This is a genomic window from Nocardioides proteolyticus (assembly GCF_051280635.3).
Taxonomy (GTDB): Bacteria; Actinomycetota; Actinomycetes; order Propionibacteriales; family Nocardioidaceae; genus Nocardioides.
In genome coordinates, this window is sequence record NZ_JBNBPO030000009.1 from 107,947 (window position 1) to 131,749 (window position 23,803).

General features: G+C 73.4%; 21 protein-coding genes. 16 read left to right on the plus strand and 5 right to left on the minus strand.

Going from position 1 to position 23,803, the window contains the following annotated elements; translation table 11 throughout:
* The first annotated feature begins 173 nt into the window (after positions 1-173).
* The 4 genes from ACPOLA_RS07620 (at position 174) to ACPOLA_RS07635 (ending at position 4,673) form a co-directional block, all read left to right on the plus strand.
* Positions 174-1,574, plus strand: a complete 1,401-nt coding sequence (locus tag ACPOLA_RS07620) for an HNH endonuclease (RefSeq protein ID WP_435769807.1) — start codon at positions 174-176, stop codon at positions 1,572-1,574.
* Positions 1,575-1,679: 105 nt separating this feature from the next.
* The gene (locus ACPOLA_RS07625; protein WP_435769808.1) at positions 1,680-2,219 is read left to right on the plus strand and encodes a hypothetical protein; all 540 of its coding nucleotides are present in this window, start codon (positions 1,680-1,682) and stop codon (positions 2,217-2,219) included.
* A gap of 77 nt (positions 2,220-2,296) precedes the next feature.
* On the plus strand, positions 2,297-3,013 hold the full coding sequence (locus ACPOLA_RS07630) for a YcnI family copper-binding membrane protein (protein WP_435769809.1): 717 nt from the start codon (positions 2,297-2,299) through the stop codon (positions 3,011-3,013).
* Between the two features lie 7 nt (positions 3,014-3,020).
* Complete coding sequence (locus tag ACPOLA_RS07635; protein WP_435769810.1) at positions 3,021-4,673, plus strand: copper resistance CopC/CopD family protein; 1,653 nt, start codon at positions 3,021-3,023, stop codon at positions 4,671-4,673.
* Here the strand turns inward: ACPOLA_RS07635 and ACPOLA_RS07640 are convergent.
* Positions 4,666-5,553 (minus strand): DUF8832 domain-containing protein, encoded by an 888-nt coding sequence (locus ACPOLA_RS07640; protein ID WP_435769811.1) that lies wholly within the window; start codon positions 5,551-5,553, stop codon positions 4,666-4,668. The genes ACPOLA_RS07635 and ACPOLA_RS07640 overlap by 8 nt on opposite strands.
* Complete coding sequence (locus ACPOLA_RS07645) at positions 5,550-6,668, minus strand: calcium:cation antiporter (protein WP_435769812.1); 1,119 nt, start codon at positions 6,666-6,668, stop codon at positions 5,550-5,552. Before ACPOLA_RS07645 ends, ACPOLA_RS07640 begins: the two co-directional genes overlap by 4 nt.
* Before the next feature lie 71 nt (positions 6,669-6,739).
* Between ACPOLA_RS07645 and ACPOLA_RS07650 the strand changes: the two genes are divergently transcribed.
* On the plus strand, positions 6,740-8,719 hold the full coding sequence (locus tag ACPOLA_RS07650; RefSeq protein WP_435769813.1) for a TIGR03960 family B12-binding radical SAM protein: 1,980 nt from the start codon (positions 6,740-6,742) through the stop codon (positions 8,717-8,719).
* A 28-nt stretch (positions 8,720-8,747) separates the two neighbouring features.
* On the opposite strand, the gene ACPOLA_RS07655 is transcribed toward ACPOLA_RS07650, so the two are convergent.
* From ACPOLA_RS07655 to ACPOLA_RS07665, 3 genes are read right to left on the minus strand one after another with little or no spacing between them, the layout of a single operon-like run.
* The gene (locus ACPOLA_RS07655) at positions 8,748-9,188 is read right to left on the minus strand and encodes a hypothetical protein (protein ID WP_435769814.1); all 441 of its coding nucleotides are present in this window, start codon (positions 9,186-9,188) and stop codon (positions 8,748-8,750) included.
* A 47-nt stretch (positions 9,189-9,235) separates the two neighbouring features.
* A complete protein-coding gene (locus ACPOLA_RS07660; RefSeq protein WP_435769815.1) occupies positions 9,236-9,964 on the minus strand; it encodes a DUF4190 domain-containing protein in 729 nt (242 codons plus the stop codon).
* A gap of 22 nt (positions 9,965-9,986) precedes the next feature.
* Positions 9,987-10,676: a DUF4190 domain-containing protein gene (locus ACPOLA_RS07665; RefSeq protein ID WP_435769816.1), complete on the minus strand. Its 690-nt coding sequence runs from the start codon at positions 10,674-10,676 to the stop codon at positions 9,987-9,989.
* Between the two features lie 23 nt (positions 10,677-10,699).
* Between ACPOLA_RS07665 and ACPOLA_RS07670 the strand changes: the two genes are divergently transcribed.
* The 11 genes from ACPOLA_RS07670 (at position 10,700) to ACPOLA_RS07720 (ending at position 23,614) form a co-directional block, all read left to right on the plus strand.
* The gene (locus tag ACPOLA_RS07670) at positions 10,700-11,887 is read left to right on the plus strand and encodes a winged helix DNA-binding domain-containing protein (RefSeq protein ID WP_435769817.1); all 1,188 of its coding nucleotides are present in this window, start codon (positions 10,700-10,702) and stop codon (positions 11,885-11,887) included.
* A gap of 16 nt (positions 11,888-11,903) precedes the next feature.
* A complete protein-coding gene (locus tag ACPOLA_RS07675; protein WP_435769818.1) occupies positions 11,904-12,623 on the plus strand; it encodes a TIGR03936 family radical SAM-associated protein in 720 nt (239 codons plus the stop codon).
* A gap of 321 nt (positions 12,624-12,944) precedes the next feature.
* A complete protein-coding gene (locus ACPOLA_RS07680) occupies positions 12,945-15,995 on the plus strand; it encodes an Rne/Rng family ribonuclease (RefSeq protein ID WP_435769819.1) in 3,051 nt (1,016 codons plus the stop codon).
* A 169-nt stretch (positions 15,996-16,164) separates the two neighbouring features.
* Positions 16,165-16,467 (plus strand): 50S ribosomal protein L21, encoded by a 303-nt coding sequence (gene rplU / locus ACPOLA_RS07685; RefSeq protein WP_435769830.1) that lies wholly within the window; start codon positions 16,165-16,167, stop codon positions 16,465-16,467.
* A 57-nt stretch (positions 16,468-16,524) separates the two neighbouring features.
* Positions 16,525-16,782 (plus strand): 50S ribosomal protein L27, encoded by a 258-nt coding sequence (rpmA, locus tag ACPOLA_RS07690; protein WP_435769820.1) that lies wholly within the window; start codon positions 16,525-16,527, stop codon positions 16,780-16,782.
* Between the two features lie 143 nt (positions 16,783-16,925).
* Positions 16,926-18,494: a GTPase ObgE gene (obgE, locus tag ACPOLA_RS07695; RefSeq protein ID WP_435769821.1), complete on the plus strand. Its 1,569-nt coding sequence runs from the start codon at positions 16,926-16,928 to the stop codon at positions 18,492-18,494.
* Positions 18,487-19,611: a glutamate 5-kinase gene (gene proB, locus ACPOLA_RS07700; RefSeq protein ID WP_435769822.1), complete on the plus strand. Its 1,125-nt coding sequence runs from the start codon at positions 18,487-18,489 to the stop codon at positions 19,609-19,611. The genes obgE and proB overlap by 8 nt, the downstream gene beginning before the upstream one ends.
* 64 nt (positions 19,612-19,675) lie before the next feature.
* Positions 19,676-20,857, plus strand: a complete 1,182-nt coding sequence (locus tag ACPOLA_RS07705) for a cysteine desulfurase family protein (RefSeq protein WP_435769823.1) — start codon at positions 19,676-19,678, stop codon at positions 20,855-20,857.
* Positions 20,858-20,871: 14 nt separating this feature from the next.
* Positions 20,872-21,987, plus strand: a complete 1,116-nt coding sequence (mnmA, locus tag ACPOLA_RS07710) for a tRNA 2-thiouridine(34) synthase MnmA (protein ID WP_435769824.1) — start codon at positions 20,872-20,874, stop codon at positions 21,985-21,987.
* The gene (locus tag ACPOLA_RS07715; protein WP_435769825.1) at positions 21,984-22,991 is read left to right on the plus strand and encodes a uroporphyrinogen decarboxylase/cobalamine-independent methonine synthase family protein; all 1,008 of its coding nucleotides are present in this window, start codon (positions 21,984-21,986) and stop codon (positions 22,989-22,991) included. The genes mnmA and ACPOLA_RS07715 overlap by 4 nt, the downstream gene beginning before the upstream one ends.
* 74 nt (positions 22,992-23,065) lie before the next feature.
* Positions 23,066-23,614 (plus strand): type 1 glutamine amidotransferase domain-containing protein, encoded by a 549-nt coding sequence (locus tag ACPOLA_RS07720; RefSeq protein ID WP_435769826.1) that lies wholly within the window; start codon positions 23,066-23,068, stop codon positions 23,612-23,614.
* Positions 23,615-23,803: the final 189 nt, after the last annotated feature.

Genomic DNA, 23,803 nt, shown 5'->3' on the forward strand with positions numbered 1-23,803 from the left:
GCGTTGCCGGCCTCCGTTGCGTAGGTGGCGGGGCGGGTTCCGTAGGTCCGGATGGTCGGGCGGTGGGGCTGGTTCACGCCACTTTCCGTCCACATCGTCGGATGGGAATCGCCTGTCCCCAGGCGGGTTTCGAGCTCGGGGTTGTGTCGGCGGCTGGTGCTTGGATGGGTGTCATGGAACACCGGATCGGCACCGACGAGGGAGGGCAGTACGACGGCTGCTCGACCGTCGAGCTGCTCGCCCACGCGGCCAGTGAGGTCCGGGCCCGACGCGCCTCGCTGATCCGGGAGTGGCAGGTGATCACCGCCTGGGCCGACCAGAACATCGTCGACTGCGAGGAGGGCGCCGCGACGCTGACCGAGGGGTATGTCGACACCGGGATCCCGATCGCCGGCCCAGGTGCACCCCTGGTCTCGGAGTTCGCGTTGATGGAGCTCATCGCCACCCTCGAGCGCACCCCCGACGGTGGCCGCGCCTACGTCGGCCGGGTCATCGGGTGCGCGTGGCGACTCAAGCACATCTACGCCGCCGTCCTCGCCGGACGCTGTGCGCCGTGGAAGGCCGAACGGGTCGCCGACCTCACCCACGACCTCAGCCCCGAAGCCGCTGCGCACGTCGACCGCAAGCTCGCCCCGCACATCCGCTCCTGCTCCTGGCGGGAGGTCGAGCACCACATCGACGAAGCCATCACCCTCTACGACCCCGAGGCCGCCGAGCAGCGGCGTGAGGAGACCGCCGACTCCCGGCGGTTCGACGTCCACCTCGACCACGTCACCGACGGAGTCGTCCAGGTCGACGGGGTCCTCGACGCCGCCGACGGTGCCGACCTCGACACCGCCGTCAACCGCCGCGCGGTGTTGCTGGGGAAGCTTGGGCACGACGGGTCGCTCGATGTGCGGCGGGCGGTCGCGGTCGGCGACCTGGCCCGCAACGACCTGACTCTCGACCTGGAGACCGTCGACGAGTCCACCGGTGAGGTCACCACCGCATCGCCTGGCCGGCGGGCCGTGCTGAACGTGCACGTCTCGGACACCGCCATCACCAGCGAGGGCGGTGCGCCGGTGGGGCGGTGGGAGGACCAGCAACGCCCGATCACCGTCGCACAGATCAAGGAGTGGCTGTCCGCGGCCGGGACGACGGTGGTCGTGCGTCCGGTGATCGACCTCGCCGGACACATCCCGGTGGACTCCTACGAGATCCCCGACCGTCACCGCAACCAGGTCGAGCTGCGCGACCACCACTGTGCGTTCCCGTGGTGTGGCCGCCGCGCCAGTCGCTGCGACCTCGACCACGCCCTCCCCCACAGCCAGGGCGGGGTGACGTGTCCGTGCAACCTCGTCCCCGCCTGCCGGGCGCATCATCGGGCGAAGACGTTCTCCACCTGGCGCTACGTCATCGTCCAACCCGGCACCTACCTGTGGATCACCCCCAACGGGCGGCACTTCCTCGTCGACCACACCGGCACCCGCACCCTCGACCCACCCATCCACGTCGACGAGACCGTGCACGGACCGCCACCGGACCACGACACCCGACCCTGGCCCGTCCAGACCGGCCCACCCTGCCCCGGCTGACTTCCCCGCCCCACACCCCACCGCCTGGTGGGGCCAGCGGCATGCGCGGAGGCAGCCCGGCACCCGGGCCGAGCGCTTCTCCACCTCGCCCGGCACAATGACAGCGTGTTGACCGTCCGCAGCGTGCCGCGCTCGCGGGTCGCGCTGCCGGCAGCGCTCAGCAGCGTCGAGACGGTGGTGGCGCTCACGGTGGCCCACCTCGCGGCCGGTGGGCAGGCGCCCGAGGTCGGGTGGCTGGCCGCCTTCGGCGCCGTCGTGTACGTCGCCGGGCTGGCCGTGCTGCGCAGGCGGGTGACCCTCCGGGTCGCGCTGCCGGCGCTCCTGGCCTCCCAGGTCCTCGGGCACGCGTGGCTGGTCACCCTGAGCCAGCAACCGCACCACGGACACAGCGACGCCGGACCGGTGTTCGGACTGTCCTGGTCGATGCTGGCCGCACACCTGGTGGCGGCCGCCGTGACGGGCACGGTGTGGCTGCTGCGGCGCCGCGCGGTCACGGTGATCCTGCAGTGGGCGCGGCCCGGGCGCCTGCCGGCGCCGGTGCTGCGCCGGGCGCTCGGCGTGACGGCGCTGCGGTCGCAGCCGATCCACCACGGCCTGTGCGTGACGCCCACCCGCGGGCCACCCGCGCTGATGCCTGCGACCTGACCGCCGTCCCGCGTGACGGGTGGGCAGGTCGCTGCTGTCCACCCACGTTCACCATCAGCACAGTCAGGAAGCACATCATGCAGATCCGCCGTACCCTGCCCGCGCTCGGCGCGGGCTCCGCCGCCCTCGCCCTCGTCGCCCTGGGAGCCGCGCCCGCCGCGGCTCACGTGACGGTCACCCCGTCGACGACGGAGGCGGGCGCCTACACCGTGCTGACCTTCAGCGTCGGCCACGGCTGCGAGGGCTCGCCCACCACCGGCCTCGCCATCTCGCTCCCGGAGGAGATCCTCCAGGTCACCCCGACGGTCGACCCGGGCTGGACGGTCGAGAAGGTGACCGAGAAGCTCGAGGAGCCGGTCGAGGACTCGCACGGCAATGCCATCACCGAGCGCGTCAGCCAGGTCGTCTACGAGGCGCGGACCCCGCTGCCCGACGGCTTCCGCGACACCGTGGAGCTCTCGCTGCAGCTTCCCGACGCCGCGGGCGAGACCCTGGCGTTCCCGGTCGTGCAGACCTGCACCGAAGGTGAGACCGGCTGGGTCGAGACCGCAGCCGAGGGCCAGGATCCCGACGAGCTCGAGGCGCCGGCCCCGACCGTCGCCGTGACCGCCGGAGGTGGCGGCGGGGACACCCACGCCACCGAGGAGCCTGCCGATGACAGCGCGACGGAGGCGACGTCATCGGACGAGGAGGACGAGAGCGGCAACGCCCTGGCGATCGCCGCGCTCGTCGCGGGCGTCGGTGGCCTGGCGCTGGGAGGCATCGCCCTCGCGCGCAGCGGCCGCAGGGGCTGAGCCGGGCGTGAGGCGTGTGCCGGCGCTGGTCGCCGCCGTGCTGGTCACCGCGACCACCTCCCTGCTGTGGGTGGTCGTCGCGGCGGCACCGGCGTCGGCGCACGCCACCCTGGTCTCCACCGACCCCACCGAGGGCGCTGTCCTCCCGGAGGCGCCCACCGAGGTGACCTTCACCTTCGACGAGCCGGTCAAGCTCGTGCCCCGCGCCGTGCAGGCCTTCGACGCCGCCGGCGACCCCGTCGAGGTGGAGGCCGAGGCCCGGGACGAGGTGGTCATCGGCGCCCTGCCCGACGACCTCGCGGACGGCACCTACGTCGTCGCCTGGCGCGTGGTGTCGACGGACGGTCACCCCATCGCCGGGTCGCTGACCTTCCACGTCGGCGCTCCCAGCCCGACGGTGCAGCCGCCGAAGCTCGGCGGGAGCGACGGCGGCGTGCTGTCCGCGCTGCAGAGCGTGGTGCTGGCGGTCGACTACGCCGCGCTGCTGCTCGCTGGTGGACTCGCCCTGTTCCTCACCTGGACCACCCGCGGAGTCAGGCTTCCCCACCGCACCCGCCGCCGGCTGGTCGTCGTGCTCCGGGGAGCGGCGCTCGTGGCCGTCCTCGCAGCGGCCCTCGCCGTACCCCTCGCCGGGGCCTACCAGCTCGGCGGCGGGCTGTCGGCCGTCTGGGACCCGGAGGCGCTCGACCCGCTGCTGGTCGGCGACGACCTCATGGTGCTGATCCTCCACGTCGTCGGTCTCGGCTTCGCGTCCTGGTCGGCAGGCCGGGGTGGCGGCTCGCTCATCGACGAGCTGGTGACCGGGCTCGCCGTGTGGTCGCCCGCCCTGGTCGGGCACACCCAGGCGTACGAGCCGGGCCCCCTGCTGGTCCTCACTGACGCGATCCACCTCTCGACCGGCGCGGTCTGGCTGGGCGGCCTCGTCGGGCTCGCGATCGCCCTGCTGGCACTCGCCGGCCGCCCGCGCGACGCGGCCCAGCTGCTCGCCCGCTTCTCGACCCTCGCCGCGGCGCTGGTCGCCGTGCTGGCGGCGTCCGGCGTGGTCATGGGCTGGCGGATCCTCGGCTCCTGGTCGGGGCTGGTCGACACCACCTACGGCCGGCTGCTGCTGGTCAAGGTGGCGATCGTGCTGGTCGTGGTCGCGGTGGCCGCCCTCAACCGGTTCCGACTGCTCCCGCTCGTCACCGACGGGCCGGGCCACGACGACCGTCGGCGCGGCACGGGACTCGTCCGCAGGGCGGTGACGGCGGAGGCCGCTCTGCTGGTCGCGGTGCTGGCGGTCACCGGGTTCCTCGCGCAGAAGCCACCCGGTGGGGAGGGCGAGGGGAGCACCGACACGGCGACGACGGGCGTCGTGACCGGGAGCGCCGACGAGGTGCGCGTGCTCGCGCTGCTCGACGACGCCCCTGGGCGCCAGCGCCAGCTGATCGTCCAGGTGCAGGACGAGACCGGCGAGCCGATCGACCTGTACGACGCTCCGACGGTCAGCCTGAGCAGCGACACCGTCGACCTCGGCGCCGTGCCGGTGGTGCCCACGGGCTCGGGCACCTACGTCGCCGACGTGGTGTTCCCCACCGCGGGGACCTGGGAGCTCCAGGTCAGCGTCCGCACCGACAAGTTCACCAGCCCGGTGACCACCCTGGAGCTCGACGTCAGGTGACGGTGGTGGTCACGGCGACCTGGTGGAGCAGGCCCTCGACCCGCACCTGCACGAACATCCGGTAGTCGCCCGGCTCCTCGAACGTGGTGTGGAACGTCAGCAGGGTGCCCCGATCCGTCTGCTCCGGCGCCCCGTAGGGATGGACGTGGACGAAGCCCCCGCCGCCGATCTCGAAGCCGGTCAGGTGGGCCGACGCGCCCAGATAGCTGCCCAGAGGCAGCGGGTCGCCGTCGAGCGAGCTGACCAGCAGCTCGAGCCGCCCGTCGCTGCCGACCTCCGGAGCCTTCGCGACCCGCACCCGGACCACGCCGTCGTCGCCGACGTCGGCGCCCTCACCCTGGGGCGCGGGCGCCTGCTCCCACTCGCCGGGCACCCGCACCGTGGTGCCGAGCACGACCGGGCGGTCCTCGCCCTGCGGCGTGAGCTCCGCGACCACGCGCCAGGGCCCGGGCCGGCCGAGGTCGACCCGCGCGGTCCACGTGCCGTCCTCGCCGAGGGTGGGATGCAGGTGGCGGAACTCGCTGAGGTCGGCGCGGACGACGTAGAGGTGCAGCAGCTTGGTCTGCTCCTCGACGTACTCACGCACGGCGGCGCCGGACCGGTCGACGATCCGGAAGGACACCTCGCCGGGCCGGTCGGGACGAGCGGGGAGGCGCACGTCGGTCATCCGGAAGCCGCCCGCGGTCGGTGACGTGCCGTCCCCCACGGGTCCCGATGCGGCGTGCCCCTGCCCCGGCGCGTGGGTGTGGTCCTCGCCGTCCGCGCCGGGCGTCAGCACGATGCGGTCGGGGTCCTCCGGCGGGTCGGCCGGCTCCGAGGAGCAGCCCGCGGTCGCGACCAGCAGCACGGCTGCGACGAGGCGCGCGATCGTTGCTCTCATGGCGCCACCGTGAGGAAGAGGAAGGCAGCGAGCAGGACCAGGTGCAGCACGCCGTTCAGCGGCTTGGCGCGGCCCGGCACGACGGTGAGCACGCTGACCATCGCCGACAGCGCGAGCAGCACCACCTGGAGGGGGGAGAGGCCCAGGGCGAGCGGGCCGTCGAGCCAGATCGAGGCGATCGCGATGGCCGGGATGGTCAGCCCGATCGAGGCCATCGCCGAGCCGTAGGCGAGGTTGAGGCTGATCTGCACGCGGTCGAGGAGCGCGGCGCGGGCCGCGGCGATGCTCTCGGGAGCCAACACCAGCAGGGCGATGACGACGCCGACGACGGCGTGCGGGAAGCCGATCCGGTCCACCGCCGCCTCGATGGAGTAGGACTCGACCTTCGCCAGGCCGACCACCGACACCAGCGCCACCACCAGCAGCGCGACGCTGGTCCAGGCCTGTCGGGACGTCGGCGGGTCGGCATGTCCGTCGTGGTCGGCGTCGGGCGGCGCGGTGCCGACCGCCGGCGCTCCCGGCGCCACGGGCAGGAAGAAGTCGCGGTGGCGCACGGCCTGGGTGAACACGAACGCGCCGTACAGGACGAGGGAGGCGACCGCCGCGAACGCCAGCTGCTCGCCGGTGAAGACCGGCCCCGAGACGCTGGTGGTGAAGGACGGCGCCGCCAGCGTGAGGCCGGCGAGTGCGATCACCGTTGCGAGCGCGGACCCGGTGCCGGCGGCGTTGAAGCTGACGAGGTGGTGACGCAGCGCCCCGATCAGCAGCGAGAGTCCCACGATGCCGTTGACGGTGATCATCACGGCGGCGAACACGGTGTCCCGCGCCAGGGTGGCGGTCTCGCCGCTGCCGGAGACCATCAGCGTGACGATCAGCCCGACCTCGATCACGGTGACCGCCACCGCGAGGAGCAGCGAGCCGAACGGCTCACCCACCTTGTGCGCGACCACCTCGGCGTGGTGCACGGCCGCGAGCACCGCACCGACCAGGGGGACGGCGAGCAGGGCGCTGACGACCGGCGACGGGTGTGAACCCCAGCTGACGGCGAGCGCGATCGCAGCCACGGCGGGCACCCAGACGGTCCACCGGAGCCGTCCGGCCGTCGAGGCGCTCATGGTCGTCGATCCTACGGAGGGGGCGCACGACGATGCCGGTCGGCACCACGTCCGAACGTAGGATCGCGACCATGTCCGCCCAGCCTGTTGAGTCCGTCTTCCCCCGGCTCGAGCCCCACCTGCTGTCGGTGTCCAAGCCGATCCAGTACGTCGGCGGCGAGCTCAACTCCGTGGCGAAGGACTGGGACTGCGGCGCCGACGCCGATGGCGGCGCGACCGTCCGGTGGGCGCTGATGTATCCCGACGCCTACGAGGTTGGCCTGCCTAACCAGGGCGTGCAGATCCTCTACGAGGTGCTCAACGAGCGCGACTGGATCCTCGCCGAGCGCACCTACGCCGTCTGGCCCGACATGGAGCAGCTCCTCCGCGATCAGCAGATCCCTCAGTTCACCGTCGACAGCCACCGGCCGGTCGGGGCGTTCGACGTGCTCGGCGTCAGCTTCTCCACCGAGCTCGGCTACACCAACCTGCTCACCGCACTCGATCTCGCCGGCATCCCGCTGCACAGCGTCGACCGCACCGACGACCACCCGGTCGTCCTCGCCGGCGGCCATGCCGCCTTCAACCCCGAGCCGATCGCCGACTTCCTCGACGCGGCGGTCCTCGGTGACGGCGAGGAGGTGGTGCTGAAGATCTCCGAGCTGCTGCGGGAGTGGAAGGACGAGGGCCGACCGGGAGGTCGTGACGAGCTGCTCCGCCGGCTCGCGGTCTCCGGCGCCGTCTACGTCCCGAAGTTCTACGACGTCACCTACGACGCGCCGGACCAGGGGGCGGCCATCGCGGCCGTCACGCCCAACCGGCCCGATGCTCCGGAGCGGATGCGCAAGCACACCCTGATGGACCTCGACCAGTGGCCCTACCCGCGCAACCCGCTGGTGCCGCTCGCCGAGACGGTGCACGAGCGCTTCAGCGTCGAGATCTTCCGCGGCTGCACCCGCGGCTGCCGGTTCTGCCAGGCCGGCATGATCACCCGCCCGGTGCGCGAGCGCTCGATCGAGACCATCGGCGCGATGGTCGACAACGGCGTGAGCAAGACCGGCTTCGAGGAGGTCGGCCTGCTGTCGCTGTCGAGCGCCGACCACACCGAGATCGGCGACGTGGCGAAGGGTCTGGCCGACCGCTACGAGGGCTCGAACGTCTCGCTGTCCCTGCCGTCGACGCGCGTGGACGCCTTCAACATCGCCCTCGCCAACGAGTTCTCCCGCAACGGTCGCCGATCGGGCCTGACGTTCGCGCCCGAGGGCGGCAGCGAGCGGATGCGCAAGGTGATCAACAAGATGGTCACCGAGGACGACCTGATCCGCACCGTCGCCGCCGCCTACAGCCACGGCTGGCGGCAGGTGAAGCTCTACTTCATGTGCGGCCTGCCCACCGAGACCGACGACGACGTGCTGCAGATCGCCGAGCTCGCCAAGCGGGTGATCGCCACCGGCCGCGAGGTCTCCGGCCGCAACGACATCCGCTGCACCGTGTCGATCGGCGGGTTCGTGCCCAAGCCGCACACCCCGTTCCAGTGGGCGGCCCAGCTCGACCACGAGACGACCGACGAGCGGCTGCGACAGCTGCGCGAGACTGTGCGCGCCGACAAGCGCTACGGCCGCGCGATCGGCTTCCGCTACCACGACGGCCGGCCCGGGATCATCGAGGGACTGCTCTCGCGCGGCGACCGACGCGTCGGCCGGGTCATCGAGGAGGTGTGGCGCGACGGCGGCCGCTTCGACGGCTGGAGCGAGCACTTCTCCTACGAGCGGTGGGTCGCCGCGTCCGAGCGCGCCCTCGCCGGCACCGGTGTCGACCTCGACTGGTACACCACGCGCGAGCGCGGCTACGACGAGATCCTGCCCTGGGACCACCTCGACTCCGGCCTCGACAAGGACTGGCTGTGGGCCGACTGGGAGGACGCGCTGGCCGTCGCCTCCGGCGAGTCCGACGTCGAGGTCGAGGACTGCCGGTGGACGCCGTGCTACGACTGCGGCGTCTGCCCGGAGATGAACACCGAGATCCAGATCGGCCCCACCGGCAAGCGGCTGCTGCCCCTCAGCGTGGTCTGACGGCGGCGGGTCTGCCGAGCACGTGAGATCACCTCGGCCGCGGGCCCACCTGCACGCGCACCGGCTCACCGTGGTCGGTGCGAAGGGTGGCCGGACCTGCCGCTACGTCGCGCGGGACCTCGATGCTCCAGGTGACCTCGCCTCCGTCCGGTCGTGCGTCCTCGACGCCCAGGACCCACTCCCGCCCCTGTTGGACAAGGGCCAGGGTCTCGTCGCGGTAGGGAGCCGGCGGTGGGGCGGCGTACTCGCACGAGTCGCAGCCGAGACGCACCTCGCAGCCCATGCTGTCCTGACACCCGTCGACGAAGCCCTCGCCTGCCACGGTGACGGTCGCGCCGCGCTCCAGGACGGCGCCCTCGGGCACGAGCAGGGCAGGGGCTGCGCAGGACGCCACGGCCTCGCCCCCGAGCGCCGGGAGCGCCGAGGCGCCGAGCAGGGTGGCGAAGAGCAGCAGCGAGCACCGGCGCATGGTCGTTCGACGCGGGAGACCCGGCGTCGGTTCCGGCGAGGCGCCGCTCAGTCGGCGATCGGGGCGGTGATGGAGTCGCCGTCTGCTCGCTCCAGGTAGCAGATGTACCAGTCGCCGCGGTCGGGCTCGCTCGGGTCGAACGCGTCGACGTAGACGTCGAGCACGTAGTTCCCGTTCGCGATGGCGTCGGCGTAGCGAGGGTCGGCCTCGAGCTCGCAGAACTCGCGGGTCGAGCGGACCTCGTAGGCGGCGAGCGTCGCCCCGTCGAACTGGTCGACCGCCACGAGCTCGGCGTCGTGCGGCTCGTCGCAGTCGGCCTTCGTCAGGTCGAGGATGTCGCTGACGTCGGCGCACTGGCCGACCCGAGCGTCCTCGGCCCACACCGCCCGCGAGCCCACGACGCCGGCGAAGACGACGAACGCGATCACGGCCAGCGCGACGAGGATCCCGATCACCAGACCGGTCACCGCGGCCCAGCGGCCGCTGCGCTGACCGCCCTTGGTGCGGACCAGGCCGGCGATGCCGAGCCCGATGCCCACCGGGGCCAGGCAGCAGGTCAGCGAGCACACCAGGGATGCGATCGACAGGCCGTCGAGGTCCGGCGTGCCGGCGCCGTAGGGGTGGCGCCCGCCGTAGGGGTTGCCGCCGCCGTAGGGGTTGCCGCCGCCGTAGGGACCCGGAGTCCCGTACGGCGGCTCCCCGTGCTGCTCCGGCTGGCCCGGCTGTTCGGGCTGTGGGTCGTAGGGCTGGTACCCGCCGCCGTACGGGTTGCTCACGATGGCGTGCTGAGCCGCTCGCTCAGAGGACCGAGCTGGTGAGGTTGTCGCCCTCGACGTAGCAGAGGAAGGGGGCGTCGTCCGCGGGGTCCTCGGCGTCCTCCTCCTCGAGCGCGACGCCCCAGGTCAGGCCCTCGGGGAAGTCGGCGGCCTGCTCGCCCACCAGGTGACGGCAGATCGCGTCGACGGCCTGCTGGTCGGTCGTGATGGCGCCGATCTCCTCGGGCATCGAGAGCGCGAGCTCGCCGGCTGCCTCCTCGACCTCGCCCGCCTCGCCGACGTAGACGATCTCGCCGTCGTGCTCCTCGCTGCAGTCCTTCTTCCGCAGGGCGATCGTGTCGCCGTCCTCGTCGATGTCGACGCACTGGCCGACCTCGGCGTTCTCGGGCGTGACGAAGCTGCGGATGAAGTTGGCGCCGAGGATGCCGCCGACGACCAGGGCGATCGTGGCGAGCGCGCCGATGACGGTGCCGGCGATGGCGAGCCCGCGCCCCTTGCGCTTGCCGCCCTTGGTGCGCGAGAGGCCGACGAAGCCGAGGATCAGGCCGATCGGTGCCGTGCAGCACAGCAGGCCGAGCACCAGCGAGGCGACGGAGATCCCGTCGGTCTTCGGCGGTTCGGTGCTGCCGCCGTGCGGTGCGCCGTACGCCCCGCCGCCGTAGGAGCCGGGCTGGTTCTGGCCATAGGGGTTGTTGCCGTACGGATCGCTCACGCGCGACACCCTAGTGGTCCACGATGGTCGGCGTGCGAAAGATCAACGACACCGAGCGCCGGACGAGGCTCCAGCTGCGCCACGGCCTCGCCGGCGGCTTCCCGACGGTCGAGGCGGCCACCGCGGCGATGACCGTGCTGCACGCCACCGAGGCGGCGACCGTGCACCTGTCCCTCTGGGCCCGGGTGCCGGGCGTCACGGTCGCCGACATCGACCGCGCCCTCTACGAGGACCGCACGCTCGTGAAGCAGCTGGCGATGCGGCGCACGCTGTTCGTGTTCCCGCACGAGCTCCTTCCTGCGGCGTGGGGGAGTTCGTCCGCCCGCGTCGCGCGGCAGCAGCGCCTCCAGGTCGCCAAGGACGTGATCGCCGGCGGGCTGGCGGACGACGCGGAGGAGTGGATCGCCGCCGCCTCGCGGGCGGTGCTGGAGCGGCTCGCGGACGGTGTGCCGAGGACGACGGCCCAGCTGCGCGAGGACGTGCCGGAGCTCGCCGGCCGGGTGGTGCGGGGGACGCCGGAGAAGAAGTGGGGTGGCGAGTTCCCCATCGCGCCGCAGGTGATGACGCTGCTCGGCGCCGAGGGCCGGATCGTCCGCGCTGCGAACGCCGGGCACTGGCGGCTCAACAAGCCGACCTGGACCGGCACGGAGAGCTGGCTCGGGGAGGTCACGCCGCCGCTGGAGGAGCCCGCGGGCTGGGCCGAGCTGGTGCGCCGCTGGCTGAGGACCTTCGGTCCCGGCACCGAGAGCGACATCGTGTGGTGGCTCGGCGCCACCAAGACGATCGTCCGGCGCGCGCTCGCCGACGTCGGCGCGGTGGAGGTCGCGTTGGCCGAGGGCACCGGGTGGGTGCTGCCGGACGACCAGGACGAGGTCGAGGCGGCCGAGCCGCGGGCAGCGCTGCTGCCGACCCTGGACCCCACCGTGATGGGCTGGAAGGAGCGCGGCTTCTATCTCGACCCGGCCGACACGCCGTACCTCTTCGACACCAACGGCAACGCCGGGAACACCGCCTGGTGGGACGGCCGGATCGTCGGGTGCTGGGTGCAGGACGACGACGGGGTGGTCCACGTGGTGCTGCGCCACGACGTCGGGTCCGACGCCCGAGCAGCGCTGGACGCCGAGGCCGATCGGCTCACGACCTGGCTCGGCGGCGTGCGGATCGTCAACGTCTACGCCTCGCCGCAGATGAAGGCCGCCGTCCTGCGCTGACCTAGGATCACGGCCCGTGAGTCGTGCCCAGCCCGAGCAGCAGGCCCCGCCGGTCCAGAAGCTGCGCATCCGCTACGCCAAGCGGGGACGGCTCCGGTTCACCAGCCACCGCGACGTCAGCCGCGCCATCGAGCGCGCGGTCGTCCGCGCCGGCATCCCGATGGCCTATTCGTCCGGGTTCCATCCGCACCCTCGCATCTCCTACGCCGGCGCCTCGCCGACGGGCGCCGCCAGCGAGGCGGAGTACGTCGAGCTGGGTCTCGCCGAGCTGCGGGAGCCCGACGAGGTCGGCCGGCGGCTGGACGAGGCGCTGCCGTCGGGGCTCGACGTCGTGGCGATCGCCGACGCGGCGAGCTCGGCGGCCGGCTCGCTGGCGGAGCTCCTCACCGCGAGCCGCTGGCGGATCGTCCTCGGCGACACGCCGGCTGACCGGCTCGCCGAGGCCGTGGCCGCGTTCCTCGCGACGGACTCGATCCCCGTCGAGCGGATGACCAAGAAGGGGCTGCGGACCTTCGACTGCCGTGCCGCGGTCGTCCGGATGGACGTCACGCCGGACGGCGGGCTCGACCTCGTGCTCGAGCACGGCACGCCCGCCGTACGTCCCGACGACGTGCTGACCGGGCTCCGCGAGGTGGCGGGGCTGGTCGCACCGCCGACCGCCCTGCTGACCCGGCTCGAGCAGGGGCCGTTGGACCGGGGGACCGGCCGGGTGGGGGACCCGCTGGCCGTGCGGTGAGCCGCGCCCGGTGTGGCCGGAATGCCGGAGCCTGCTAGGCCCTGTGCGATACTCGCCACAGATCGAACCCGTGCGCGTCCTCACCAGGAAGCGCGCACAGCGATCCGACGACGTTCTCGCCGCCCGGCAGGAGACTGACGGACCGGCACGGTGGAGGACCGACCGGAGCCAGACCGCGACGCACACGGCGACCGCGGCAGGCGAGGGCCGGGCTCCAGTGACGCTCCGCGGAGGGTGTCGTCCCACGAAGGCTTACGGCATCGCCCCGGCGAATGCCGATGACACACCCGGGGCGGAAGCCTCCGGGCGGAGGAGTAGCGCATGAACGACGCGCCCACCGAGACCCCCGTCGAGACCGACGAGTCGGCCCAGACCCCCGCCGAGGCGGCTCCCGCGGAGCAGAAGCCCGCGGAGGAGCAGCCCGCCGCGGAGGAGAAGCCGGCCAGGCCGGCGAAGAAGACCGCCGCGAAGAAGACCGCGGCCAAGAAGACCGCGGCGAAGAAGACGGCGGCCAAGAAGACGGCGGCGAAGAAGACGGCCAAGGCAGCGTCCGCTCCCGCCTCCGAGCAGCTCGAGCTGGATCCCCAGGGATCAGCCGAGTCCGCCGAGTCCGCCGAGGCCACCGGGTCCACCGGGTCCGCGGAGCCGGCCGAGGAACAGGCCCCCGGCACCGCGGTGCTGTTCCAGGCTCCGGAGAAGGCGCCCGCCAAGGCCAAGACCCGCGGCAAGCGCACCGCGGCGGCGAAGCCGGCGGCTGCGCCCGAGCAGAAGAGCACCGAGATCGACCCCGAGGTCGACGCCGAGGTCGACACCGAGACCGACGCCGAGGTCGAGGCCGCCGAGGGCGCAGCGCCCGCGGCGGCCGGCGAGGCGGATGCCGACGCTGACGCGGCGGTCTCGGGCGAGCCGGATCGGTCGGACGGGCAGGAGGAGTCCGGCGAGCAGGACGAGTCCGACCAGCAGGACGAGTCCGACGACGAGGCCGAGGGTGGACAGTCGGGCCAGGCCCGTCGCCGCCGCCGTCGCGGCGGCCGCCGCCGTCGGAAGCCCGGCCAGGGCGGCCCGGACAGCACTGACAACCCGGACAGCCCCGACGGCTCGGACAGCCCCGACAACACTGACAACGCCGGCAGCACCGACAGCACCGGCACTGCCGACAGTGCCGACCGCGGCGGGGCCGACGGGGCCGAGGGTGGACAGGACGCCGAGGGCGACGACGACGGCAAGGCTGAAGGCGGTGGCTCGTCCTCGTCGCGCCGCCGACGCCGCCGGCGCCGCGCCGGCGAGGGCGGCTCCGACGACGGCGACGACGAGACCAACACCGTCACGAAGGTGCGCAAGCCGCGCTCGGCGGAGGACGAGATCACCTCGATCTCCGGCTCCACCCGCCTGGAGGCGAAGAAGCAGCGCCGCCGCGAGGGCCGCGAGGCGGGCCGCCGCCGGGCGCCGATCGTCAGCGAGGCCGAGTTCCTGGCGCGGCGGGAGTCGGTCGAGCGCGTCATGGCGATCCGTCAGCGCAAGGACCTGACGCAGATCGCCGTCCTGGAGGACAAGGTCCTCGTCGAGCACTACGTCGCCCGCGAGGCGCAGACCTCCCTGATCGGCAATGTCTATCTCGGCCGTGTGCAGAACGTTCTCCCGTCCATGGAGGCCGCGTTCATCGACATCGGCAAGGGCCGCAACGCGGTGCTCTACGCCGGCGAGGTGAACTGGTCGGCCCTCGGCCACAAGGACGGCGAGCCGCGCAAGATCGAGTCGGTGCTCCAGTCCGGCCAGACCGTGCTGGTGCAGGTCACCAAGGACCCGGTGGGCCACAAGGGTGCGCGGCTCACGAGCCAGGTGAGCCTGGCCGGCCGGTTCCTCGTCTACGTCCCCGACGGCACCACGTCCGGCATCTCTCGCAAGCTGCCGGACACCGAGCGGGCGCGGCTGAAGTCGCTGCTCAAGGAGATCGTCCCCGAGTCGGCGGGCGTCATCGTGCGCACCGCCGCCGAGGGCGCCTCCGAGGAGGAGCTCACCCGAGACGTCGAGCGGCTGAAGGCCCGGTGGGAGGACATCGAGGCGAAGGTCGCCAAGGGCAACGCGCCGCAGCTGCTGTACGGCGAGCCGGACCTCACGCTCAAGGTCGTGCGCGACCTGTTCACCGAGGACTTCGCGAAGCTCGTCGTGCAGGGCGACGACGCCTGGCAGTCGGTGAAGGACTACGTCGACCACGTCGCGCCGGATCTGGCCGAGCGGCTCGAGCACTTCCAGCCCGGAGAGGGCGGCGGGTCGGACGTGTTCTCGACGTACCGCATCGACGAGCAGATCGCCAAGGGGCTCGACCGCAAGGTCTGGCTGCCCTCCGGCGGCTCGCTGATCATCGACCGCACCGAGGCGATGACGGTGATCGACGTCAACACCGGCAAGTTCACCGGCTCCGGCGGCAATCTCGAGGAGACGGTCACCAAGAACAACCTGGAGGCGGCCGAGGAGATCGTCCGCCAGCTCCGGCTGCGCGACATCGGCGGCATCATCGTCGTCGACTTCATCGACATGGTCCTCGAGTCCAACCGCGACCTGGTGCTGCGGCGCCTGGTCGAGTGCCTGGGCCGCGACCGCACGCGTCATCAGGTCGCCGAGGTGACCTCCCTGGGACTCGTGCAGATGACCCGCAAGCGGATCGGCACCGGGCTGCTGGAGGCGTTCAGCGAGACCTGCTCCCACTGCCAGGGTCGGGGCCTGGTCGTCCACGACCTGCCGGTCGAGCCCAAGCGCGGTGGCGGCGGTGGCGGCGGTGGCGCCGAGAACGGTGACGGCGACTCCCGTCGCGGTGGTCGTCGTCGGCGCGGCAAGGGCCAGGGCGACGGCAACGGTGGCGACTCGGCCCCGCCGAAGGCGGTGCCCTCACCGAAGGACATCGCGGCGATGGCCAAGCACCACGAGGACACGGAGGAGGCCGCCGAGGAGCCTCCGGTCACCGAGGAGCCCCCGGCCGCGGAGGAGAGCACGGCCGCGGAGGAGAGCACGGCGGCCACGGCAGAGACCCCGTCGACCGTCGAGGACGCGGCCGTCGCCGAGGAGCAGGCAGTCGCCGTCGAGGAGCAGGCCGTCGAGGAGCAGGCCGTCGAGGAGCCCGCGGCGGAGCAGCCCGCGGCGGAGGAGCCCGCGGCGGAGGAGCCCGCCGAGCCGGTGGTCACCACCACGGTGGTCACCCGCACCCGTCGGCGCGCCGCCAGCCGGCCGGCCGGCCCGCCGGCGCTCGTCGACGACGCGTCGGCCGACGAGCCAGCAGAGCCCGCAGAGCCCGCAGGCGACGGCGCTGCCGACGCCAGCACCGAGCCGCACGTGGAGCACGTGCCGGTCAAGAAGCGGGGGACCCGCAAGCGATGAACCAGGGTCCGGACCGCGGTTTTGGCGGATACCGGGCCGGACCGTAGTATTGACCGTCGGTGCGCCGCCGAGGTGTGCCGTTCTGCTCGGCACCCGGCGCCCTCGCGACCCGCGAAGGAACGCTGTGCGTGCCGCAGACCCGGACGTGACGTAGAAGGAGCCCGCGGTGGTGTACGCGATCGTGCGCGCAGGCGCGAAGCAGGAGAAGGTCGCTGTCGGCGACGTCATCGAGATCGACAAGGTCTCCACGCCGGTCGGTGACACCCTGACCCTGCCGGTCGTGCTCGCCGTCGACGGCGAGAAGGTGACCAGCACCGGTCTCGACAAGGCGGCCGTGACGGTCGAGGTCCTGGGCGCGACGAAGGGCCCCAAGATCGTCATCCAGAAGTACAAGAACAAGACCGGCTACAAGAAGCGCCAGGGTCACCGCCAGCAGTACACCCAGGTCAAGGTCACCGACATCAAGCTCTGAGTCTCGACGGGCTCGACCACCGAGCCGGAGCTCTCCTCACCTCGAAGGACTGAAGAGATGGCACACAAGAAGGGCGCCGCGTCCACCAAGAACGGCCGCGACTCCAACGCCCAGCGCCTCGGCGTGAAGCGCTTCGGCGGCCAGGTCGTCAACGCCGGCGAGATCCTCGTCCGCCAGCGGGGCACCCACTTCCACCCCGGCGCCGGCGTCGGCCGTGGCGGCGACGACACGCTCTTCGCGCTCGTCCCGGGCGCCGTGGAGTTCGGCAAGAAGCGCGGCCGCAAGGTCGTCAACGTCGTCCCGGCGGCCGAGTGACGCTCGGCTGACAGGCAGGCTTCGGAGGGCGTCCCGTCGCGGGGCGCCCTCCTTCCATTTCCGTTCCCAGCCCCTTCCCACTCCATTCCCATCCGTTCCGGTTCCGTTCCCATTTCGCGCTGCTCCGAGCAAAGGTTGACCCCATGGCTGTTCCCACGTTCGTCGACCGGGTGACGCTGCACGTCGCCGCCGGGCGCGGTGGCAACGGGGTCGCCTCGGTGCACCGGGAGAAGTTCAAGCCGCTCGGCGGCCCCGACGGCGGCAACGGCGGGCCCGGCGGTTCGGTCATCCTGCGCGTCGACCCCGACGTCACCACCCTGGTCGACTACCACCACAGTCCCCGGCGGCGCGCCGAGCACGGCGGCCACGGCGCGGGCGACCGGCGCAACGGCGCCCACGGCGCCGACCTCGTGCTCCCCGTGCCCGCCGGCACGGTCGTCAAGCACCGCAACGGTGAGGTCATCGCCGACCTGGTCGGACCCGGCACCGAGCTGGTGGTCGCCGAGGGCGGCCGCGGCGGCCTCGGCAACGCGGCGCTCGCGTCGAAGGCGCGCAAGGCACCGGGCTTCGCCCTCCTCGGCGAGCCGGGGGAGGAGCTCGAGGTGGTCCTCGAGCTCAAGGTGGTGGCCGACGTCGGCCTCGTCGGCTTCCCCAGCGCCGGCAAGTCCAGCCTGATCGCCGCGATCTCCCGCGCTCGTCCGAAGATCGCCGACTACCCGTTCACCACCCTGGTGCCCAACCTCGGCGTCGTCACGGCCGGTGACGTCACGTTCACCGTGGCCGACGTGCCCGGGCTCATCGAGGGCGCGGCGGAGGGCCGCGGCCTGGGCCACGACTTCCTCCGCCACATCGAGCGCTGCGCTGCCCTGGTCCACGTGCTCGACACCGCCACGCTGGAGCCGGGCCGCAACCCGGTCGACGACCTCGACGTGATCGAGCACGAGCTCCAGCGCTACGGCGGGCTGGAGGACCGGCCGCGCCTGGTCGCGTTGAACAAGGTCGACGTCCCCGACGGCCGCGGCATCGCCGAGATGGTGGTCGAGGAGCTCGAGCAGCGCGGCCTGCGCGTCTTCGAGGTCTCCGCCGTCTCCGGCGAGGGCACCCGCGAGCTGGTGTACGCGATGGCGGCCATCGTCAGCGAGGCCCGCCGCGCCAAGGAGGCGGAGATCCCGCAGCGGATCGTCGTACGGCCCAAGGCCGTGGACGACGAGGGCTTCACCGTGAGGCGGACCGGCGCCGGCTGGCGGGTGCGGGGCAGCAAGCCCGAGCGCTGGGTGCGCCAGACCGACTTCAGCAACGACGAGGCCGTCGGCTACCTCGCCGACCGGCTCAACCGGCTCGGTGTCGAGGCGCGGCTGCTCGAGCTGGGCGCGGAGGAGGGTGACGCCGTCCTCATCGGGCCGACCGACAACTCGGTGGTCTTCGACTTCAAGCCCGGCATCGACGCCGGGGCCGAGAACCTCTCCCGCCGCGGCGAGGACGCCCGATTCACCGAGGACCGCCCCGCCGCCCAGCGCCGCCGGGAGATCCAGGAGCAGCTCGCCGATCGCGCGGAGGGGGAGACCCGGGCCGACGTGGCGCGCCGGATCGACCGGCCCGAGGTCTACGGACCCGTCGCGTACGAGATCGGCTCCGAGGCCGATCCCGACGCCGTGCCCCAGCAGAGCCCGGACGACGAGGAGGCGTGGCTCGAGGAGGACCCCGGTGACTGAGCCGGCCGCCCGCGAGGCGGTCACCGGCGCCCGACGGATCGTGGTGAAGGTCGGCTCCAGCTCGCTGACCACCGCGGCCGGCGGGATCGACCCGCTGCGCGTCAGCGGTCTCGTCGACGTGCTCGCCGCAGCCCGCGCCCGCGGCGCCGAGGTCGTCCTGGTCTCCTCCGGTGCCATCGCTGCCGGGCTCGCCCCGCTCGGGCTGGCGAGACGGCCCCGGGGCCTGGCCGCCCAGCAGGCCGCGGCGTCGGTCGGGCAGGGGCTGCTGGTGCACCGCTACACCGAGGAGCTTGCCCGGCACGGGCTGACCGCGGGGCAGGTGCTGCTCACCCTCGACGACGTGACCCGGCGCTCGCACTACCGCAACGCGCACCAGACGTTCACCAAGCTGCTCGAGCTCGGGGTCATCCCGATCGTCAACGAGAACGACACGGTCGCGACCACCGAGATCCGGTTCGGTGACAACGACCGGCTCGCCGCCCTTGTGGCACACCTCGTGCACGCCGACCTGCTCGTGCTCCTCTCCGACGTCGACGGCCTGTACGACGGTCCGCCGACCCGGCCCGGTGCGCGCCTGATCGGCGAGGTGCGCTCCGAGCGTGACCTCGCCGACGTCGTGGTCGGCTCGGTCGGAGCCGCGGGAGTCGGCACCGGCGGGATGGTCACCAAGGTCGAGGCCGCCGCGATCGCGACCGGCTCGGGGATCCCGGTCGTGCTGACCTCGGCCGACCGCGCCGGCGAGGCGCTCGCCGGCAAGCCGGTCGGGACGCTCTTCCACGCCACCGGCAGGCGCCGTCCGATCCGGCTGCTGTGGCTGCGCCACGCCACCGAGGCGAAGGGCGCGGTCGTGCTCGACGCCGGCGCGGTCCGTGCGGTCGTCGAGCGCCGGGCCTCCCTCCTCGCCGCCGGCGTCACGGGTGTGCGAGGCGACTTCGGCGCCGGCGACCCGGTCGACCTCGTCGACCCGGGTGGGCGGGTCGTCGCCCGCGGGCTGGTGAACTTCGACGCCACCGAGATCCCGTCGCTGATGGGGCGGTCGAGCAGGGACCTGCAGCGCGAGCTGGGCGCCGGCTACGAGCGCGAGGTCGTGCACCGGGACGACCTGGTGGTGCTCTGACCGTCTCGGCCGGTGTCCGAGCGGCGGTCGGGCCCCGGGGCCCTGCGCGTAGGCTGGTGGGGCCATGAGCGCCGACCCGACTCCGACGGTCTACCTCGACCACGCCGCGACCACTCCGATGACGGACGTCGCCGTCGAGGCGCTGACCGCCCGGCTGCGCGAGGTCGGCAACGCGAGCTCGCTGCACGCCTCGGGCCGCCGGGTCCGGCGCATCGTCGAGGAGTCGCGGGAGACGGTCGCGCAGGCGCTCAACTGCCGTCCGGGGGAGGTCGTGTTCACCTCCGGTGGCACCGAGGCCGACAACCTCGCCACCAAGGGCCTGTACTGGTCGCGGCGGGCCAGCGACCCGCAGCGCCGGCGGATCCTGTCCTCGGCCGTGGAGCACCACGCCGTGCTCGACCCGCTCGAGTGGCTCGAGGAGCACGAGGACGCCGACGTGGAGCTGCTCCCGGTCGACACGACCGGCCGGCTCGACGTGGCCGCGCTGCGCGCCAGCGTCGAGCGCGACCCGGCCTCCGTCGCCCTGGTCACCGTGATGTGGGCCAACAACGAGGTCGGCACCCTCCAGCCGGTGGACGAGGTCGTCGCCGTCGCGGCCGAGCACCGGATCCCCGTGCACACCGACGCCGTGCAGGCCATCGGCGCGGTGCCCGTCGACTTCGCGGCCTCCGGCGTGGACGCGCTCTCGGTCTCCGGCCACAAGGTGGGCGGTCCGCAGGGCGTCGGTGCGCTCGTCGTCCGGCGCGAGGTCGAGCTCACCGCTCTGATGCACGGCGGCGGCCAGGAGCGCGACGTGCGCAGCGGCACCCTCGACGTCCCGGCGATCGCGGGCTTCGCCGCGGCGGTGGAGGCCGCGGTGAAGCACCAGGCCGAGCACGCGGCGCGGCTCGCGGCGCTGCGCGACCGCCTCGTCGACGCCGTACGACGCGTCGTGCCGGACGTCGAGCTCAACGGCGACCCGACGGACCGGCTGCCGGGCAACGTGCACCTGAGCTTCCCGGGGTGCGAGGGCGACTCCCTGCTGATGCTGCTCGACGCCCGCGGCATCGAGTGCTCGACCGGCTCCGCCTGCTCGGCCGGCGTTCCGCAGCCCTCCCACGTGCTGCTCGCGATGGGCCGCAGTGCCGACGAGGCGCGCAGCTCGCTGCGGTTCAGCCTCGGCCACACCAGCACCGAGGCCGACGTCGACGCCGTGGCCGCCGCGATCGCCCCCTGCGTGCAGCGCGCCCGCGCGGCGCGCGCCTGACCGGGGCGCCGCCGATGAAGGTGGTCGCCGCCATGTCGGGCGGGGTGGACAGCGCGGTCGCGGCCGCCCGTGCCGTCGAGGCGGGGCACGACGTCACCGGCATCCACCTCGCGCTGTCACGCAACCCGAAGTCCTATCGCACCGGTGCTCGCGGCTGCTGCACGATCGAGGACGCCAACGACGCCCGCCGCGCCGCCGACGTGATCGGCATCCCGTTCTACGTGTGGGACCTCTCCGACCGGTTCCACACCGACGTGGTCGAGGACTTCATGGACAGCTACGCGGCCGGCGAGACGCCGAACCCGTGCCTGCGGTGCAACGAGAGGATCAAGTTCGCCGCGGTGCTCGACCGGGCGCTCGCCCTCGGCTTCGACGCCGTGGCGACCGGCCACTACGCCACCGTCGTCGAGCGCCGCGACGGGACCGTGGAGCTGCACCGCGCCGTCGACGCGGCCAAGGACCAGTCCTACGTGCTGGGCGTGCTCGACGAGCAGCAGCTGCGGCACTCGCTGTTCCCTCTCGGCGACACGACCAAGGACCGGGTGCGCGGGGAGGCGGCCGCTCGCGGGCTGCTGGTCGCCGACAAGCCCGACAGCCACGACATCTGCTTCGTGGCCGACGGCGACAACGCCGGGTGGCTGCGCGAGAAGCTCGGCGACCGCGCGCCCAACCACGGCGGCGACATCGTCGACGAGGCCTCCGGCGAGGTGCTCGGCCGGCACGCCGGCACCTACGGCTACACGATCGGCCAGCGCAAGGGCCTGCGCCTGGGTCGTCCGGCGCCCGACGGGCGCCCGCGCTACGTGCTCGACATCGAGCCGGTCACCGGCACGGTCACCGTGGGACCGCGGGAGCGGCTGGCGGTGGAGCGGGTCCGCGGCGACCGACTCCGCTGGTGCGGGCCCGCGCTCCCTGGCGGCACCGTCCTCGCCGGCGACGGGGTGACCGTCCAGCTCCGCGCCCACGGCGAGGAGCACCGCGCGGTGGTGCGCGTCGCGGCCGGCGAGCTCGACGTGGAGCTGCTCGACGTCGCCTTCGGCATCGCGCCCGGCCAGGCCGTCGTCGTGTACGACGGCACGCGGGTGGTCGGCTCCGCCACCATCACTGCCACGGAGCGGGTGCCGGCGTGAGGGCCACCGCCGTGGGGTCGTTCCCGGGCACCGACCAGCCGGACTTCGACGAGGCGCTGTCGCTCGTGCTCGGCGAGCTGGCCGGCGACGAGCGCGGGCTGCCGGTGCTCCCCGAGGTCCCGGGGCGGGGCGCCCTCGCCGGCATGGTCGGGCGCACCCTCGGCCTGGTGGCCGAGCTCGACGCCGACCTGCAGCCGGGTGGCTGGCGGCTGACCGGCAGCTCCGGAGCGCCGCCGCTCGACCAGCGGCGAGCCCGCAGCCTGCTGGCGCAGGACCTCGACACCCTCGAGGAGTCGGCCGCCACCCACGAGGGCCCCTTCAAGGTGCAGGTGACCGGGCCGTGGAGCCTGGCGGCCGCGGTGGAGCGCCCGCGCGGCGACAAGCTCCTGGCCGACCACGGTGCCCGGCGCGACCTGGCCCAGGCGCTCGCGGTCGCCGTCACCGCTCACGTGGCCGACCTTCGCCGGCGCCTGCCTCGGGCCGCCGAGCTCGTCGTCCAGCTCGACGAGCCGAGCCTGCCCGCCGTGCTGGCGGGCTCGGTGCCCACGGCGTCCGGCTTCGGCCGCCACCGAACCGTGCACCCGCCCGAGGCGAGCGAGGCGCTCGGCTGGGTGCTGGAGGCGGTGCACGACGCCGGTGCGGTGCCGTGGGTGCACTGCTGCGCGCCCGACGTCCCGATCGGCCTGCTCCGCGGTGCCGGCGCCCGCGGCGTCCTGGTCGACCTGGCCCTCCTCGACGCGGCCGGACATGACGCCGCCGCCGAGGCGCTCGAGGGGGGCGACGCGGTGGTGCTCGGCGTCGTACCGACGACCGAGGCGGCGGTGGCCGACGCGCAGCTCGTCGAGCGGGTGCAGCGCTGGCTCGACATGCTCGGACTCGACCCGGAGCAGGTGGCCGGGTCCCTGCTGGTCTCGCCGGCCTGCGGGCTGGCGGGAGCGTCGCCGGCGTGGGCTCGCCGGGCCGTCGGCCTGGCCCGGTCGGTGGCGCGCTCGCTGGCCGGCTGAGGCGCCTCACCGGTTGCCGGCAGCGCGCGGGGGTACCGCCTCGGAGATCCACCCCCGACTCGAGGAGGAGTCCTGTGCCCGACCTGACCGGCAAGCGCATCGCCATCATCGCCAGCGACTACGTCGAGGAGCCCGAGCTCGTCGAGCCGCGTGACCGTCTGCGCGACAGCGGCGCCGAGGTCAAGGTCTACTCGCGGGAGAGCGAGCCGATCCAGGCCGCCCAGGGCGACGTCAACCCGACCCAGAAGATCGAGGTCGACGGGAGCTACGACGACCTCGACGTCGACGAGGTCGACGCGCTGGTGGTGCCCGGCGGGACCGTGAACGCCGACCACCTCCGGATGGACGAGCGCGCGCAGACCATCGCGCGCAAGGTGGCGGGGGCGGGCAAGCCGCTGGCCGTGATCTGCCACGGTCCGTGGCTGCTGGTGTCCGCAGGTCTGGTCGAGGGGCGGCGCCTGACCAGCTGGCCGAGCCTGGCCGACGACATCCGCAACGCCGGCGGCAACTGGGTCGACGCCGAGGTCGTCGTGGACGGTGCGCTGATCACCAGCCGCAAGCCCGACGACATCCCGGCGTTCGTCAACGCGATCGAGCAGGCGCTGGTGGGGGCCCGCGTCTGATCGGTGCGCCGAGGAGGCGAGGCCCGCCGGAGAGATCTCTCCGGCGGGCCTCGTCGTTCCGGCGGGACGCTCCTATGGATCGTCAATCCCTGATTGGTCCTGATTCGAGTAGGCGGTAGAGGTCGCGGGCGATGTAACGCTTGAGGCAGCGTTTGATCTCGCGGCTGGTCTTGCCCTCGCTGGTGCGGC

Excerpts from the sequence above, each read along its gene's own strand:
- ACPOLA_RS07620 (WP_435769807.1), top strand. The coding sequence starts at position 174 with ATGGAACACCGGATCGGCACCGACGAGGGAGGGCAGTACGACGGCTGC.
- ACPOLA_RS07630 (WP_435769809.1), top strand. The coding sequence starts at position 2,297 with ATGCAGATCCGCCGTACCCTGCCCGCGCTCGGCGCGGGCTCCGCCGCC.
- ACPOLA_RS07640 (WP_435769811.1), bottom strand. The coding sequence starts at position 5,553 with ATGAGAGCAACGATCGCGCGCCTCGTCGCAGCCGTGCTGCTGGTCGCG.
- ACPOLA_RS07645 (WP_435769812.1), bottom strand. The coding sequence starts at position 6,668 with ATGAGCGCCTCGACGGCCGGACGGCTCCGGTGGACCGTCTGGGTGCCC.
- ACPOLA_RS07650 (WP_435769813.1), top strand. The coding sequence starts at position 6,740 with ATGTCCGCCCAGCCTGTTGAGTCCGTCTTCCCCCGGCTCGAGCCCCAC.
- ACPOLA_RS07655 (WP_435769814.1), bottom strand. The coding sequence starts at position 9,188 with ATGCGCCGGTGCTCGCTGCTGCTCTTCGCCACCCTGCTCGGCGCCTCG.
- ACPOLA_RS07670 (WP_435769817.1), top strand. The coding sequence starts at position 10,700 with ATGGTCGGCGTGCGAAAGATCAACGACACCGAGCGCCGGACGAGGCTC.
- ACPOLA_RS07680 (WP_435769819.1), top strand. The coding sequence starts at position 12,945 with ATGAACGACGCGCCCACCGAGACCCCCGTCGAGACCGACGAGTCGGCC.
- rpmA (WP_435769820.1), top strand. The coding sequence starts at position 16,525 with ATGGCACACAAGAAGGGCGCCGCGTCCACCAAGAACGGCCGCGACTCC.
- obgE (WP_435769821.1), top strand. The coding sequence starts at position 16,926 with ATGGCTGTTCCCACGTTCGTCGACCGGGTGACGCTGCACGTCGCCGCC.
- ACPOLA_RS07705 (WP_435769823.1), top strand. The coding sequence starts at position 19,676 with ATGAGCGCCGACCCGACTCCGACGGTCTACCTCGACCACGCCGCGACC.
- mnmA (WP_435769824.1), top strand. The coding sequence starts at position 20,872 with ATGAAGGTGGTCGCCGCCATGTCGGGCGGGGTGGACAGCGCGGTCGCG.